Genomic DNA, 15233 nt, shown 5'->3' with positions numbered 1-15233 from the left:
GGAACATGAGCGGACAGTCGTTTATCGATTATAGAGGAAGAAGTTCTACAGAGTCCGTGCTTTCCAACGTCTCGACCATCCGCGTCCATTTCGCGGGCTTCGGTTCGAGCACGCTGTAGTACGTTCTCAGAAACTTGGCGACAAACGTACCCGGAAGCTCGCGGCTTTCTTGGTAAGGGAGGAAGCACAGGTCCAGGCCGCTGACGGCTTCGCCGTCTCCCTGCCAAGAAGGGTGTACGTATTCGAAATTCAATCGGCGGTAGCCGAGATGCGCCAGCACTTCGCGGCGGACGAACGGGTCCATCGGCTTCACGCCGCCGAATTCGTGGTCCTGCGCGCGATAAGGGTCGTAAATTTCGGCGAACATGCCTTTGAGCGTGCCGCCGGCTTCGGCAGCCAACTGCTTGAGGTCGGCTTCGCGGCGCGAAGCGAGGAACGGACCTATACCGAGACCCGGGCGTCCGATCAGGGTGAAATCGGTCATGGCGATGTCTTCGCCGACGTAATAACGGTATTCCGTCGCGCCGACGACTTGGCCTTCGTGCACGGCAACGAAGACGCGAATGTCGGGATCCTGCAGCGGTTCTTTCCAGAGATCGAACGCCAACACTTCCTCCGGCGGGAAGATCTCGCTCATCAGCCGGTGCAGTCCGGCGAATAGCGGATCGGTAATGTCGTTAACGCGAATATATTCCATTCTTGTTCCTCCTATCGATTACGGCTCGAATATTTACTTATTATAGTAGAAACATCCGAACCGATCGGATTTATTTTTGCGGGATCAGGGGATTGCGCCATTCCATCAAGAGAGCGTGATTCGCCGACTCTTCGTCGTCGAGATAATCCGGCACCACCGCAAGAGGCGTGCGTCCGCAGTGCAGCAGGAAGCCGATTACCGGATCGCGGCGTCTGCCGTGAAGAACGTCTTCGACATAACGTTCGGGCGAGATCTCGTGCCGGACGGCCCCGTAACCCGGCATGCGTCCGCCGCCGAGCAGCCGCTTAAGACCTAAGGCCACCACCAATTCGTAGGCCGCTTGCAGCATTTGCTTGCCGAGTCCCAAGCCTCTTCCCGCCGGAGATACGCTGATATCGACCACGTATAACGTATCGCCGTTCGGGTCGTGCGTGCCGATGTAACCGTTATCGGTCATCTCCGCCCAACTGTGCCGGGCATGATTCGGATCGAAAGAAGCGATCATGGTCGTCAGCGAGCCGACCAGTTCCCCGTCGATTTCCGCGCACAAAGCGCCTGACGGAAAAAGCTCCATATGCCGAAGCAGCTGCTCGCGGTTCCACCATAATTCCGAAGGATACGGAGGAGGGAAACATTCGCGCTGAATATCGATCAGCGCTTCGATGTCGCTTTCCGCATAATTGCGAACGAGCAGCCGCTCGGGCCGCTGGTCCCGAAAGACATAGAGGTGTTTCTCGTAAGCCGGAAGCTGTAGGGATTCGGGCATCGTCATCTTCGCCTCAAGACCAGTCCGTATACAAATCGGTTCGACGGTCGCGCCAAGTGGTGACCGAACCTTTTTGGCGAACCTGATCCAAAAGACTCAGATCCAGATCGGCCACGATGATCATATCGTCGTTGATCTCGCCTTCGGCGATAATGCCGCGCGGAGGGAAAGGAACGTCGTTCGGCGAGATGACGGCCGCTTGGCCGAAGTTGCCGCGCATGAAATCGACGGTAGGCAGCGAACCTACGGTTCCGGTCGTCACGATATAGATTTGGTTCTCGATCGTGCGGGCGTGGCAGCAGTAGCGGACGCGGTGGAAACCGTGACGATCGTCGGTGCAGGACGGACAGAAGATGACGTCCGCTCCTTTGGCGCGCGCCATGCGCACGATCTCGGGAAATTCGATGTCGTAGCAGGTGAGCAGCGCGACGGTGCCTTTGTCCGTCTCGAAGACGGAAAGTCCGTCGCCTCGGGCCATATTCCATTCATGCACTTCGGTCGGCGTGATATGGATCTTCTCCTGCGTAACGACCCGTCCGTCCGGATAGAACATGTGGGCGGTATTGTAAAGTTTGCCTTCGCGCCGAACCACATGCGTGCCCGCGACGATGTGCATATTCGAAGAAGCCGCTAAGCGGCGAAACAAATCCAGATAAGACTGCGTATAATCAGGGAGGCTTTCTATGCTTCGGGCGCTGCCCTGTTCGTCGGGGATAGAGAGCAGTTGGGTCGTGAAGAATTCGGGGAAGAGCAGGAATTCGGTGTCGAATTCTTGGGCGGTTTTGACATAATGTTCGGCTTGTGCCGCAAATTCGTCGAAAGACGAGATCGTGTGCAGATGATATTGAACGGCGGCTGCGCGCATTTTCATCAGACATCCTCCTTAAATTCAAGATGATTTTATCATAGCAAATCGACCGCAAGGCAGCCAGACGCGGTTTTTCTTGACAAAAAATGTATCGTACATAAGAATAAAAGATCATACGTTCGAAACACAATAAACGATATCCATCGATCAAATCTTCGTGGTATGATGGGCCAATACAAGCCGAAACGGAAGATATAGGAAACAGAGGCGAAGAGATGGAATTTTCGAAAATGTTCGTACAAAACATGGCCGTGCTCGTGACATGCGCTTACATAGCCAATCTGATCTATAAATACGCGATTTACCGCGCTCCGGACATCGTGAAATACATAGGTTCCGTCATGCTGCTGATCGTGGGAGGCTGGGCTGCCACCTTGTTCGGCTTCAGGCTGTCGGAAGAAGTGATCTTCGATATGCGCATTGTTCCTCTGCTGGTGGCCGTGTTCGTCTATAGGAGACCGCCGATCGTGTTCGCCGTCGGCTTGGGAATCGGGTTGACCCGGTTCGCTTTCGGATGGAGCGAGGCGGCTTTGGCCGGGTTTATCAACTTGACCATTCTGGGGATCGTCGGCGCGCTGCTGAATATTTGGCTGCGACGCTGCAATTGGTCTTTCGTCCGGCAGGTCGCGGTCGTGATCGTTCTGCTAAATATTCTCAACTGCGTGAACATCACGATCTTCGGCGTTATTCCGCCTGCTTATTATCTGACGCATATCATGCCCGTTACCTTGCCGAGCAGCATTTTGCTGTGCGGATTGTTCGCTTTTATCCTGCGCGATTTCCAGAAGGACCAGCAGCGGGCGCTCGAGCTTCAGCGAGCCAACCGGCTGCTTCAAGAGCAAACGGAAGAATTGGGCAAAAACAAAATCGTGCTGGAAGACCGCGCCAAGCAGCTGCTGCTCGCTTCGCAGTACAAATCGGAATTTCTGGCGAACATGTCGCACGAACTGCGTACCCCGCTGAACAGCATCATCAATCTGGCGCAGTTTATTTCCGATTCCGCCGAAGACACGCCGAGCGAAGAGATGGCGCGTTACGGACAGCTGATCCATCATTCGGGCGAAGACCTGCTGAAGATCATCAACGATATTCTCGACCTGTCCAAAGTCGAAGCGGGCAAGCTGGAGATCGTCAGCGAAGACGTCAGTCTCGCGGAGGTTCCCGGTTGGGTCGGGCCTTATTTCGAGCTGACCGCGCAGCGCAAGCAGTTGGCGTTCGATATTCAAGTCGAAGAAGGGCTTCCCGATACCATCCGTTCCGATCCGCATCGGCTGCAGCAGATTCTGCGGAACTTGCTGGCCAACGCTTTCAAGTTCACGGAGAACGGCCGAGTGGAACTGAATATCTATAAAGCCGAAGAGCCTCTGCTCAAAGGGGAATGGATCGTGTTCGCCGTTCGGGATACCGGAATCGGAATCGCGACGGAGAAACACTTCACGATCTTCGAGGCGTTTCAACAAGCGGACAGCACGATCGGCAAAAAGTACGGCGGAACGGGGCTCGGACTATCGATCAGCCGCGATCTGGCCCGTTTGCTCGGAGGGTTTATCCGGATGGAGAGCGCCGAAGGCAAAGGCAGCACGTTCTCGCTGTTCCTGCCTCTCGTCTAAGCTGTCGTTCCTCCGGAGCGGGACAAAGCCGGTTATTCGAAACGCTATACGACGATGCAGCGTCGAAGCGTTCGAGGCCCGAAGAGCCGATGCGGCTTGGATAGACGGGCCGCAGACCGCTCTGCGGGTCTTCGCAGCGGAGTCCGCCCTTTAAAGACGGCTTGCCGGATAGCGTTTCACCCTTTAGACTATCTCTATATGCGAATAGGGCGTGTACGCAAACTTAACGATGTGCATCTTTAGCCGCCTTTTCGCCCTCTGCTTCGTCAGTGCCCCTTGACGTGCCCCGGCACGCCTTCGGAACCCTTCCTTGCGGAGAACGAAAATTCGTCTAAATCTGCTTCCCTCGAAGTTTGCGTACACGCCCTAGCAGAAACCGCCGTTTCATCGTCCCGGAACCGGGCCGACAGCGGATTATTTCAAGCCGAAAAGGATGGGATCTCATGTCGAACCTCAAAAAGCCAATCGTCACCGATCAAGCCCCAAGCGCAATCGGACCTTACTCGCAGGCGGTCGTAGCCGGATCGTTGATCTTCGCTTCCGGTCAGCTCGGCGTAGACCCGAAAACGGGCGAATTCCCGGACGGCGTCGAAGCGCAAGCCAAGCAATCGCTCGAAAACGTGCGCGCGCTGCTCGAAGCGGCAGGCAGCGGCTTGGACCGCGTCGTGAAAGCGACCATGTTCCTCAAGGACATGAACGACTTCGCGGCAGCCAACGCGGTGTACGGCACGTTCTTCGTCGAGCCTTACCCGGCGCGCAGCACGATCGAAGTGGCCCGCCTGCCGAAAGACGCTTTGGTCGAGATCGAAGTGATCGCGCTGGTCGACTAAGAACCGGAGCCTTTACGCAGGAGTTCGTTGAAGACGCAAAAGCCGACTGCCTGAGGCAGTCGGCTTTTGCGTCTGAGCAGAGCACCGAGCAGAAGCGAGGTCGTCGGGCGAATCTTCCGCCTGTCGTCCGCCCTTTGTCAAGACGCCTCGCGCTTTCTCAATCCCGATCCATGACCGCCCGCCAGATCGTCCATAAGGCGAACAGAGCTACGACGATCGACGCGATGACCGCGGTCGTTTGCACGACTCCGTCCGCGTCCGCCTGCTCGACGGAGATGGCGTACAGCGCCCAAGCGATGACCAGCGGGTACACGCCGTCGCGGAAACGAAACGCGATCGCGAAGCCGAGCAGCGCCGCCGCGATCAGCATCAGGATCGCCCAGCCGCGTGCGCCGAGGCCGACGTCGCCGAAGTCGTATTTGGCGATCAGAGCCGAGACGTTGACGATGGTCGCGACGCTGATCCAGCCCAGATAGAGGCTGAACGGGACTTTGACGAACGCGATATCCGCGACTTCGAGCCGTTCCCCGTTCAGGCGGGTGCGCAGATAGACGATGATCAGCGTCGCGAGCAGCAGCAGCATGACGACGACCGACAATTCGGTCAGCAGATACTGCCAGCAGAACAGCCAAGCCATATTGAGCACGCAGCTTACGGCGAACCAGATCCCCGGCGCGGCGGCCGTGGCCCGTCCTTTGCGTTCGGCGACGAACGAGTAGATGACGAAGCCGATCAACAGCACATAGATGAGCGACCAGATCGAGAACGCGAACCCGGCCGGGGTCAGCAGGTTTTTGTACATGTCCGAGATTTCTTTGGTGTCCCGGCCTCCCAGCGGCAGCAGCGTGGCGAGCGCGTTAACGATCAGCGTAGCGACGAGCAGGACGGCGTTAAGCCATTTGTACGGATTTTTCGCGGACGCGGCAGAATACATAGCGAATAGCTCCTCTCGAAATGGTGATTATGGGCTTGAGAAATGACCATCGGGTCATTTTCTCTCTATGCATCTATACCCTAATCGGCAGGCCGTGTATCCTTTTTGTTTATTTTCTGATTGCGGCGAGCGAGCAAAGATGGCATAATCGGGAAGAAGATAACGGTTTCACTTCCTTTTGCTCTTTTGTGCAAACGTTTGCCCTAAACAAAACGCAAAACATGCCGAAGGAGTCGTTCAGACGGCAAAATAACGGTGAATAGGAAATCATACGCAACGTTCGCCGGCAAAGAGTACCTAAATAATCTGCGCGTCCGCATCCGTCTCAAGCAGAAGCGGGGCGCGTCACAAGGAGCTGACTTGGCTATGGATACAAGCGAGGCCATACACCCGGACCGGGTAGGACCGATCATCGTGCAGGAAGCGTGGGGAACGCTCGGCCGCGCGCTGGCATTGGAACATATGAATGGCGTATACGTCTGCCGAGGCGAGAGAGCGTCTCTGGCGTTTGTTTTTCTGGGCGAGGATTTGTTCCGAATGAAGCTGTTCATGGGCAAAGAACCGGACCTCTCCACGACGGTAGCCGTGCTTCCCAGCGAAGGAGAGCCGCTGCGCGCGGAAGTGGAAGAAAGCGAGACGGCGTGGAAACTGAGCAGCGGCAATCTCGTGCTCGAGATCGAGAAGCAGTCGTCTGCGCTGTCGGTATTCGATCGGGAAGAGAAGCTGATCGCGCGTCAGAACAACGTCAGTTGGAATCCGCGCGGCGCGATCCATTCCGTGTACGATATGCCCGGCGATTCGCATTTCTACGGACTCGGCGAGAAAGCCAGTTTCCTCGACAAAAAAGGCGAGCGCTATACGATGTGGAACACCGACGTCTACGCGCCGCACATGCCGGAGATCGAAGCGCTGTACGAGTCGATTCCGCTGGTGATCCATATGCACGGAAAGTCTTCGTACGGCATTTTCCTCGATAATCCGGGCCGGACCGACTTCGATATGCGCTCGCACGGCATCGCGTATTCGATCGGCTGTTCGACGGGCGACTACGATATCTATTTCGTGTACGGTCCGGAACTGAAAAGCATCGTTCGCCGCTACACCGAGCTGACCGGCCGGATCGCGCTGCCGCCGAAATGGGCGCTCGGGTACCACCAGTCGCGCTACAGCTACATGGACCAGAACGAAGTGCTGCATCTGGCGCGTACGTTCCGGGAAAAAGAAATCCCGTGCGACGTCATCTATCTCGATATCCACTATATGGACGAATACCGCGTGTTCACGTTCGATCCGGTGCGTTTCCCCGATCCCGAAGGCATGATGAGCGAACTGCGGGAACTCGGCATCCGCATCGTGCCGATCGTCGATCCGGGCGTGAAAAAAGACCCGAAATACAGCGTGTACCGCGAAGGCGTGGAGAACGGGCATTTCAGCCGCAAGCTCGAAGGCGACATCTTCTTCGGCGACGTCTGGCCGGGCACGAGCGCTTTCCCGGACTTTACGGACGATACGGCGTCGGAATGGTGGGGCAATCTGCATAAATACTATACGGATCTGGGCATTCCGGGCATCTGGAACGACATGAACGAACCGGCCGTGTTCAATAACTCCAAGACGATGGATCTCGACGTGATGCACGGCAACAACGGCAATCCGAAGACGCACGAAGAACTGCACAACCTGTACGGCATGCTGATGTCGAAAGCGACGTACGAAGGCCTCAAACGCAATATGGACGGGCAGCGGCCTTTCGTGCTTACCCGGGCCGGTTATTCGGGCATCCAGCGTTACGCGGCCGTCTGGACGGGCGATAACCGCAGCTTCTGGGAGCATATGGCGCTCGCCATGCCGATGGTATTGAACATGGGACTGTCGGGCTTGGCTTTCGCGGGACCGGACATCGGCGGCTTCGCGCACCATACGTCGGCCGAACTGCTGGTGCGCTGGACGCAGATGGGCGTGCTGTTCCCTTACTGCCGCAACCATTCGTCGATCGGCACGCTTCGCCAAGAACCGTGGTCGTTCGGACCGGAGATCGAAGGCATTCTGCGCGAATATATCGGTCTTCGTTACCGCTGGATGCCGCATCTGTACAACCTGTTCCACGAAGCGGCCGAGACGGGTCTGCCGCCGATGCGTCCGCTCATTCTGGAATATCAGGACGATCCGAACGTGACGAATCTGTGCGATCAGTTCCTCGTGGGCAGCGACGTGCTGGCCGCGCCGATCTACCGTCCGGATACCGAGCATCGGGCCGTCTATCTGCCGGAAGGCGACTGGATCGACTATTGGACGGGCGAGGTCCTTCAAGGCGGCCGCCATATTCTCGCGCATGCGCCGCTGAGCGTCATGCCGCTGTACGTCCGTTCGGGAGCGGTGATCGCCGAAGGCGAATACAAGCTGTACGCGGACGATCGCACGGACGAGACGCTGACCTTCCGCGTCTACGGCGCGAAAGCGGAGCCGGGATTCAAAGCTTCTTACAGCCTGTACGAAGACGACGGTTCGAGTTTCGATTACGCGAGCGGCGTGTCTTCGTCGATCGAATTCGAACTGCGCGGCGGAGAGAACGAGCTGGAACTCAGCTACCGTTACGAACGTCGAGGCTATGCGGCCAATCGCAATCTGCTGCGTTTCGCGCTCGTCTGCACGTCGTTCCGGGCGGCGGAGATCGAAGGGTTGAACAAACTCGAAGCCGAAGAAGCCGAACACGGTCAAGAAGGCTGGTTCGTCGACGAACAGACCGGCGCGCTGATGCTGCAAGTGCAGGACATGAGTCAGGGCGCGGTGTTCAAGTTGAAAGGAAAAACGGCGAACGAAGCCTGAATCCGGACTTGAATCCGAACGAGAACGAATGGTTATCCCGAAAACCGGAGCGCCTCGCAAGAGGAAAGCTGCGGTTTTCGGCATGTTCGGCGGCCGGTCTTGCAAGCAAGGTTGGTACTGAGACGGCGGGCGCGATAAAATGAACGGGAGAGCGGCGTCGGCAGCGGATGGGTCCCCCGTAAGAAACAGGGCGAAGACAAGCGGCGCGCTCGGAGAAGAAGCGGAGGTCGGACGGAATGTGGAGAATCATCGAGGCTTACGATCAGATCAATGCTTGGATTCGGGCAAGCGAAGGACAATTCATCGAGCTGGATAACGGACAATCGTACCGGTTCATGAGGAAAAAAGGGTATTCCGGCCATGAGCTGGAAGCGTTCGAAGCCGAATCGGGAATCGAACTGCCGCCCGAATACAAGCGTTTTCTGATCGGCGTCGGAGCGGTCGAGTTGTTCGTAGGCCCGTTAAGCGCAGGAATCGAGGTGCTGGGACCGGAAGAACTTCAAGCTTTTTCCAGCCGAATGTTCGGCAGCCGCGGCGAAGATCCGTACCCGGATCTGCTGCCGGCCGTATCGATACCGAAGTTCGGCGGTGTAGGCGGATTCAAGCGCGAGGCGGAGCGGGCAGAGCGATACGCCGTTTTCTATCCGGAAGGGCGGCCGAAATCGCAGCTGAAAACAAGCGGATTCCGAGCGTTCGACGAATGGGTAGCGGATCTGGTCGAGAATCGGGGACGACCCGTCTGAGCCCGCGGCGGTCGCGGAAGATCGAATACATAACGCCAGGATTCGCGTAAACGATCGAACAGCGCAGCCGAGCCGAGCCGTCGGGACGGTCGGCCTGCCGCTACAGATCGGTCTTGCGGTAGATCAGGAAATACAGGAACAGCACGCCGGAAGCCAGTTTGAAGCGCTTCTCGGCGGCAACTTTGCGTCCGGCGAGAAACCGCTGCGCATCGGACGGCTCGACGCCGCTCTGCAAAGCCAGCGTTTCCGCGGTCAGACCGAACTGTTCGTTCAATCCCCGCATAATGGCGCGAAGCCGGTCTTCCGGCGGAATCTGCGGCGTGTTGATGCCCATGCCGAGAAAAGCGATCAGATCCAGCGCGGCGGAACGCCGAGCAGCGTCCAGATGTTCGAGATCGCTGTCGCCGCTTGCGTACATTTCCAGATGGGCGCGATCGATTCCGGTCAGGCGCTCCAGCGATTCGAGCGAGATCTTGTAGGTATCTAACGCGGTTTGCAGCAGATGTCTGGCGTTGACCGCTTCGTCGAACAACGCTTCTTCCTCGAATTCAAAAGAACGATCGGGGTTTTCGGACATTCGGAAAGCCTCCTTGAAGATGATAACAATCGTAACGGAAAACGAATCGGAAAGACGCCCGGTTCGAGCGGGTTCTCGAAAAGCGCAACCACGACTCGCTATCGGTCCAGATATGATTATACCCTGATCGCGGCGTTTGCGGCGGCGGGACGGAAAAGGAGCGAAACGCGTTGGCTTACGAACGTTTTTTGCGGAAAAAGGAATCGTATTCGAAGACTCTTGGCAGGCTTTGTCCGAAGCGGACATTCGCCGCGAAGTACCGGACGAATTTCCGGGCAAAGACTTTTTCGTCGAATTTTACGCTTCCCGCAACGGAGGCTATTTTTCGCGGGGAGCTTTTTTGCGGCGCGACGCCTTTTACGAAGTCGGGTCGGACGAAGAAAATCGGCTCGAAGTGGAGGCTTTCAACTGCTTCCCGCTGCGCGAGGGGGACGAGTCGCCCGTTCTGCTGTCGATTCCGCAAGCACGGCAGCGCCGAATGCGGCATTGGGCCGCTTTCGGATTGGCGGACTTCGTCGAGACGCATCTACCGTTTGCCGGGGATGCGGGCGACCATGATTATTGGCTCGACCTTCGAGACGGGACGGTCAAGACCGTGCGGTGGAACGAGACGGACGGCGCTCTGGTTCCCGCCATTCTGGCCGTCGCTCCGGGATTCCGGGAATTCTGCACCAGCCTTGCGGCCGAGCGAACGTGAACGTTGAACGTTGACAAGGCAAAGAAAAAGCCGAGCGGGGATCGCTCAGCTTTTTTGCGTTCTCCGCTCGACGGGAATCCACAGCTCGTTGCGGTTCTCTTCGGGCGGCAGATAACATTCGATAGCCGGCACGTTCGCCAGTTCGTAAGGCGCGGACGGCAGCCATTCGGCGTACATTCGTTTCCAAGCTTCTTGCAGACCGTTCGGCTCGCCCGGCACGTCGAACACGGCCCACAGCGTTTCGGGAAAACGCAGCTCGTTCAGCTCGTCCGTAAGCGGCGCGTCGGATACGATGCCGAGCCAATAATCGAACGTTCGGCCCTGCCCCCATTCGCCGCCCGCCAGCACGCCCAGAATGCCGCGCGGCGCGCGGCTCGTTTCTCGTGTTCGAATCTCCCACAACTTCTCGAACAATCCGCGCTCCGCCGCTCGTGCCCAAGCAGCCGGTACTTCTTCGAACGCGCGCTCCATGTTCAGCATCTCCAATTTTTCGCCTACGATCCGAAACGCTTGCGTTTGTTCGATTCGATAGTCCATTTCCGCCGCTCCTTTCAATACGAATTGAAAGGCGAGCTTCGGATACGCTTTGAGCGGGGCTCCGATGCCGCGCGCGGAGGTCGGCGTCATGCCGTGAAGCTGCTGGAACGCTCTGGCGAACGCTTCGGGCGATTCGTAGCCGTATTTGAGCGCGACGTCGACCACTTTGGCCGAACTGCCCTGAAGTTCGAAAGCGGCCAGCGTCAGTCTTCTCCGGCGGATGTATTCGGAGAGCGGAACGTCCGTGACGAACGCGAACATCCGCTGAAAATGCTGCACCGGGCAGCAGGCGGCTCTCGCCGCTTCGACGTAAGACAGCTCTTCCGTCAAGTGCGACTCGATATAATCGATCGCCGCGTTCATGCGATGGATCCAGTCCGACAAAGTACGTCCCTCCTTATGCCAACTTATCGTAGGCTGATTTTGTAATTCTCGCTCTGCCGCATCCCGCAAGGCTCGTCCTTTCCGCTTCAGCTTAACGCGCGGTGGGAGATTACACCTTGCGGAAGCTGTACGTTTTAAGCAAGCCTCGCCATGCGGCGGGCGTCCGCGCTAACGGAGCAAGGCGACGCTTAAATCGGATTTTCGGGCTTCATGGAGAGGCTAACGGAACGAGATGACGCTCAGACGAGAAAAAAAGTCTTTTTCGGCTTTTTTCCGCGCTTTCCGGCGTTCTAACGAATCGACGTTCCGTTAGCGGCAGAAAAAGACGCGAAAAGGCGTTCTAACGGATCTGCGTTCCGTTACGCGCCGTCCGACTTCGTGCCGGCCGCGGATTCGCCGAAGCGGCGCCGCCGGGTTGCGAATCCGACGAAAACAAGCGATTCGGTTCCGCGATGCGGCGAACGGCGGCGCGCAGCCGGAGCTTTTCGACTTTATCTTGAAGCGGACGAACGGGTACGGTCAAGCTTTTTTGCCGAAAAGCGCCGCTTCCCGAGAACGGACATTATGGAATCAGTCGAAAAAATGGCGAATATCGTTTAGAATGGGGAGAAGGGCAATTTTGGCTCGTTCAGGATAAGGCATCGAAAAGCGGACAAAACGGGGGACAAACATGAATCAACCGCTTTATGGAATATGGTTGGGAGACGTCTTCTTCTGTTTCTCCGGCGAGACGTCGGAGCCGAAGGTAGACGCTTGGACCCGCCAGGCGAGAAAACTGGATATTCGCGGAGAGAAACCGCTGCGACAGGCCGCGCTGCGGCTTGCCGAGCTGCGCTGGCCGGGAGCTTCTTCGCGGCGCGGACGCAGCCGGGGATTCGGCGGGCGAACGCTGGAAGGATTGGCGCTGCCGGCGACGGCGGCTTTTACGCTGCTCGAAGATTACGACGAGTCGCGATATACGGCGCAGGGCTTCGCGCCCGGCGCGGAAATGCGCTATTGGGGCGCGGCGGTGAGTTTCGCGCGCGACTTGCTTGCGGCCGGCTGCTTCGCGCCGGCGGCCGACCCTCCGGCGAGGGTCAGCGCGCGCAGGGCGTCCGAGCTGACCTTCACCGGCACGTGGAAGCCGCTGCTTCAGCGGCCGGAAGACCGGGAACGGTTCGCCGCGCTCGCGGCGGCGATGCCGCCGATCGGGCTGACCGCGCCCGGAGCTTCGGGCACGGAAGAAGATTCGCCGCCGCTGGGGCGCGCGCGCGAATTGGTCCTGCATTCTTTTCTGTCCGCGATGATCGACGGACAGATGCGGGTCATGCTCGGCGGGATGCGAAGCGCGCTCGCGCCGATGCGCCTGCCTTACCGGCGGGGCTATTCGCCGCTGGCTTCGTTATGGTGGAACAGCCTGCTCGATCCGCAGCGGGAGACCAAGGTTCAAGGAAGCTCCGACGATATCGAGGAGCTGGAGAGTCAGGTCTCCGAATTGGGCGGAGCGGTGCCGGAAGGCCAAGAAGAAGGCGAAGCCGCGAGCGCGCAGCTTCGGCTCGGGCTGCGTCTGGAACCTCGCGTATTGGATCCGGAAAGCGGGGAAGAAGACCGCTGGCGTCTGGCGTTCCGCGCCGAAGACGAACTGGAAGCGGGCGCTTCGCTGCCCGCGTCGGACATCTGGCGTCTGCCCGAAGATCAATTGATTCTTCGGGGCCGCCGCTACGATTCGCCCCGTCTTCAACTGCTGACGCTGCTCGGCCGCGCGGCCGAATCGGCGCCGCAGCTCGAAGCGGCTTTGGAAAGCCCGCATCCGGAAGAAGCGTGGCTGGGCGCGCAGGAGATGTTCGATTTTCTGATGTCGGGCGTGCCCGCGCTGCGGGCGAACGGGGTGCGGATCGAGATGCCGTCCCGCTTCACCAAGCGGGGCCGCCGTACGGCCGGCGTGAAGCTCAAGGCCCGCATGGAGCCGAGCCGAAGCGGAGAAGGCGAAGCGGCGCTCGGCATCAAGCAGTTGGTGGAATTCGATCTGGAAGCGACGATCGGCGGAGCGTCGGTCGGGCTTGACGAACTGCGCCGGATCGCCGAAGACGGCGTCCCGCTCGTGTTCTTGAACGGCGAGTGGGTCGAAGTCGACGTCAAAGAAGTCCGTCAAGTGCTGCGCCTGCTGAAAAAGCAAACGGTGCACGAGATGACTTTCGGCGAACTGCTCAAGCTGTCGGCGGCCGAAGACGATACGATGTGGAACGGCGTGGGCGTCTCGGGGATCGAGACGTACGGCATGCTGTACGATCTGCTGCGGGGCGGCGGACGCGTGCCGTCCGAGCGCGGCGTGCCGCAGGCGCTGAACGGCACGCTGCGTCCTTATCAGGAACGCGGGTACCGCTGGTTGTCGGCGATGCGCGAGATGGGCTTCGGAGCCTGCCTCGCCGACGATATGGGTCTGGGCAAGACCGTGCAGGTGATCGCCTGCCTGCTGGACCATCCGGCGGCGGGACCGAAGCTGATCGTCTGCCCGACTTCGCTGCTCGGCAACTGGCAGCGGGAGATTCAACGGTTCGCTCCGGACTTTACGCTGCATGTCCATCACGGCACGCAGCGACTGCGCGGAGAAGCGTTCGAGCGCTGCGCGCGCGAACACGACATCATTTTGACGACGTATCCGCTGATCGGCCGCGACGTGGAAGAGTTTCGCGGCATCGTCTGGACGTCGGTCGTGCTCGACGAAGCCCAATCGATCAAGAACTACGGCACGAAGCAGGCGCAGAACGTCATGAAGCTGAATTCGCCGCATCGGATCGCGGTGACCGGCACGCCGGTGGAGAACCGTCTGGCCGAGCTGTGGTCGATCTTCCAGTTCATGAATCCCGGCTATCTGGGCTCCGCGGCTTCGTTCCGACGCCGCTTCGGCGCCAATGCGCCTCAGGTTCCCGAAGAGAGCGACAAGCTTCGGACCATGGTCGCGCCGTTCATGCTTCGCCGTCTCAAGAGCGATCCGGATATCCGCAAAGATCTGCCGGAGAAGATCGAGCTGAAGTCGTATTGCGAATTGACGATCGAACAAGCGGGCATGTATCAAGCGGTCGTCGGCGAGCTGATGCAGAAAGTCGAGAGCCGGGAAGCGACCAGCCGGACCGTGCGCCAAGGGATCGTGCTCTCGGCGCTTACGCGGCTCAAGCAGATCTGCGACCATCCGGCGCTTGTCAAAGAGCATACGGGAACGGCGAAAGCCGAGAAGTCGGGCAAGCTGATGCAGCTGATCGAGCTGCTGGACCGCATTCGCGACAACGGCGAGTCGGTGCTGATCTTCACGCAGTACGTACGCATGGGCAAGCTGCTGGCCGAAGAATTGAACCGCCGCTACGGCGAGGAACCGATGTTCCTGCACGGCGCGGTCAAGAAAGAAGAACGCGACCGGATGATCCGGACGTTCCAAGAAGGCGAAGGCGCGAGCGCGTTTATCCTGTCGCTTAAAGCAGGCGGTCTGGGACTCAACTTGACCCGAGCCAACCATGTAGTGCATTTCGACCGTTGGTGGAACCCGGCCGTCGAGAACCAAGCGACCGACCGCGTGTTCCGCATCGGTCAGCGCCGGGGCGTGCAGGTGCATAAGCTGATCTGCCAGGGAACGCTGGAAGAACGGATCGACGAGATGATCGAAAACAAAAAGACGCTGGCCGAGCGGGTGACGGGGACCGGAGAACGTTGGTTGACGGAGATGTCCAACGAGGAACTCCGGACGCTCGTCTCGCTGCAAGGAGAGCGGATCGAGTAAACGCCGCAAGGCG

Annotated in this window: 12 protein-coding genes; 6 read left to right on the top strand and 6 right to left on the bottom strand. The window is 58.7% G+C overall.

The window, feature by feature from the left end:
* Positions 1-28 precede the first annotated feature (28 nt).
* The 3 genes from CDO73_RS21495 to CDO73_RS21485 all read right to left on the bottom strand — a co-directional run bounded on the left by CDO73_RS21495 (position 29) and on the right by CDO73_RS21485 (position 2334).
* Positions 29-697, bottom strand: a complete 669-nt coding sequence (locus CDO73_RS21495; protein ID WP_088490575.1) for a GNAT family acetyltransferase — start codon at positions 695-697, stop codon at positions 29-31.
* Between the two features lie 70 nt (positions 698-767).
* Positions 768-1463 carry a GNAT family N-acetyltransferase gene (locus CDO73_RS21490; RefSeq protein ID WP_088490574.1) on the bottom strand — a complete coding sequence of 232 codons (696 nt, stop codon included), beginning with the start codon at positions 1461-1463 and terminating at the stop codon, positions 768-770.
* A 13-nt stretch (positions 1464-1476) separates the two neighbouring features.
* Positions 1477-2334, bottom strand: a complete 858-nt coding sequence (locus CDO73_RS21485; protein WP_088490573.1) for a carbon-nitrogen hydrolase family protein — start codon at positions 2332-2334, stop codon at positions 1477-1479.
* Between the two features lie 212 nt (positions 2335-2546).
* Between CDO73_RS21485 and CDO73_RS21480 the strand changes: the two genes are divergently transcribed.
* Both CDO73_RS21480 and CDO73_RS21475 read left to right on the top strand, forming a co-directional pair.
* Positions 2547-3941 carry an ATP-binding protein gene (locus CDO73_RS21480; RefSeq protein WP_088490572.1) on the top strand — a complete coding sequence of 465 codons (1395 nt, stop codon included), beginning with the start codon at positions 2547-2549 and terminating at the stop codon, positions 3939-3941.
* A gap of 443 nt (positions 3942-4384) precedes the next feature.
* Positions 4385-4771 carry a RidA family protein gene (locus CDO73_RS21475; protein ID WP_088490571.1) on the top strand — a complete coding sequence of 129 codons (387 nt, stop codon included), beginning with the start codon at positions 4385-4387 and terminating at the stop codon, positions 4769-4771.
* A gap of 157 nt (positions 4772-4928) precedes the next feature.
* Here CDO73_RS21475 and CDO73_RS21470 read toward each other — a convergent pair whose 3' ends face one another.
* A complete protein-coding gene (locus CDO73_RS21470; protein WP_088490570.1) occupies positions 4929-5705 on the bottom strand; it encodes a tryptophan-rich sensory protein in 777 nt (258 codons plus the stop codon).
* A gap of 366 nt (positions 5706-6071) precedes the next feature.
* On the opposite strand from CDO73_RS21470, the gene CDO73_RS21465 reads away from it, so the two are divergent.
* Positions 6072-8531: a glycoside hydrolase family 31 protein gene (locus tag CDO73_RS21465; protein ID WP_088490569.1), complete on the top strand. Its 2460-nt coding sequence runs from the start codon at positions 6072-6074 to the stop codon at positions 8529-8531.
* Positions 8532-8767: 236 nt separating this feature from the next.
* Positions 8768-9274 (top strand): SMI1/KNR4 family protein, encoded by a 507-nt coding sequence (locus CDO73_RS21460; protein WP_088490568.1) that lies wholly within the window; start codon positions 8768-8770, stop codon positions 9272-9274.
* A 100-nt stretch (positions 9275-9374) separates the two neighbouring features.
* Here the strand turns inward: CDO73_RS21460 and CDO73_RS21455 are convergent, their stop codons facing one another.
* Entirely contained in the window at positions 9375-9851 is a 477-nt protein-coding gene (locus tag CDO73_RS21455) for an HTH domain-containing protein (protein ID WP_088490567.1), read from the bottom strand.
* A gap of 229 nt (positions 9852-10080) precedes the next feature.
* On the opposite strand from CDO73_RS21455, the gene CDO73_RS21450 reads away from it, so the two are divergent.
* Positions 10081-10548: an SMI1/KNR4 family protein gene (locus CDO73_RS21450; protein ID WP_143536164.1), complete on the top strand. Its 468-nt coding sequence runs from the start codon at positions 10081-10083 to the stop codon at positions 10546-10548.
* Between the two features lie 45 nt (positions 10549-10593).
* On the opposite strand, the gene CDO73_RS21445 is transcribed toward CDO73_RS21450, so the two are convergent.
* Positions 10594-11469 (bottom strand): AraC family transcriptional regulator, encoded by an 876-nt coding sequence (locus tag CDO73_RS21445; protein WP_256972801.1) that lies wholly within the window; start codon positions 11467-11469, stop codon positions 10594-10596.
* A 670-nt stretch (positions 11470-12139) separates the two neighbouring features.
* Here CDO73_RS21445 and CDO73_RS21435 point away from each other — a divergent pair.
* Positions 12140-15220 carry a DEAD/DEAH box helicase gene (locus tag CDO73_RS21435; protein WP_088490564.1) on the top strand — a complete coding sequence of 1027 codons (3081 nt, stop codon included), beginning with the start codon at positions 12140-12142 and terminating at the stop codon, positions 15218-15220.
* Positions 15221-15233 lie beyond the last annotated feature (13 nt).

Origin of the sequence: Saccharibacillus sp. O23 (assembly GCF_002205895.1) — a bacterium.
Taxonomy (GTDB): Bacteria; Bacillota; Bacilli; order Paenibacillales; family Paenibacillaceae; genus Saccharibacillus.
Note: the sequence above shows the minus strand (reverse complement) of the source record. Positions and strands in the feature narration are given on the sequence as shown.

Bases quoted from the DNA above. Each gene is read 5' to 3' on its own strand.
- CDO73_RS21455 (WP_088490567.1), bottom strand. From the start codon at position 9,851: ATGTCCGAAAACCCCGATCGTTCTTTTGAATTCGAGGAAGAAGCGTTG.
- CDO73_RS21495 (WP_088490575.1), bottom strand. From the start codon at position 697: ATGGAATATATTCGCGTTAACGACATTACCGATCCGCTATTCGCCGGA.
- CDO73_RS21435 (WP_088490564.1), top strand. From the start codon at position 12,140: ATGAATCAACCGCTTTATGGAATATGGTTGGGAGACGTCTTCTTCTGT.
- CDO73_RS21475 (WP_088490571.1), top strand. From the start codon at position 4,385: ATGTCGAACCTCAAAAAGCCAATCGTCACCGATCAAGCCCCAAGCGCA.
- CDO73_RS21490 (WP_088490574.1), bottom strand. From the start codon at position 1,463: ATGCCCGAATCCCTACAGCTTCCGGCTTACGAGAAACACCTCTATGTC.
- CDO73_RS21480 (WP_088490572.1), top strand. From the start codon at position 2,547: ATGGAATTTTCGAAAATGTTCGTACAAAACATGGCCGTGCTCGTGACA.
- CDO73_RS21465 (WP_088490569.1), top strand. From the start codon at position 6,072: ATGGATACAAGCGAGGCCATACACCCGGACCGGGTAGGACCGATCATC.
- CDO73_RS21460 (WP_088490568.1), top strand. From the start codon at position 8,768: ATGTGGAGAATCATCGAGGCTTACGATCAGATCAATGCTTGGATTCGG.
- CDO73_RS21485 (WP_088490573.1), bottom strand. From the start codon at position 2,334: ATGAAAATGCGCGCAGCCGCCGTTCAATATCATCTGCACACGATCTCG.
- CDO73_RS21470 (WP_088490570.1), bottom strand. From the start codon at position 5,705: ATGTATTCTGCCGCGTCCGCGAAAAATCCGTACAAATGGCTTAACGCC.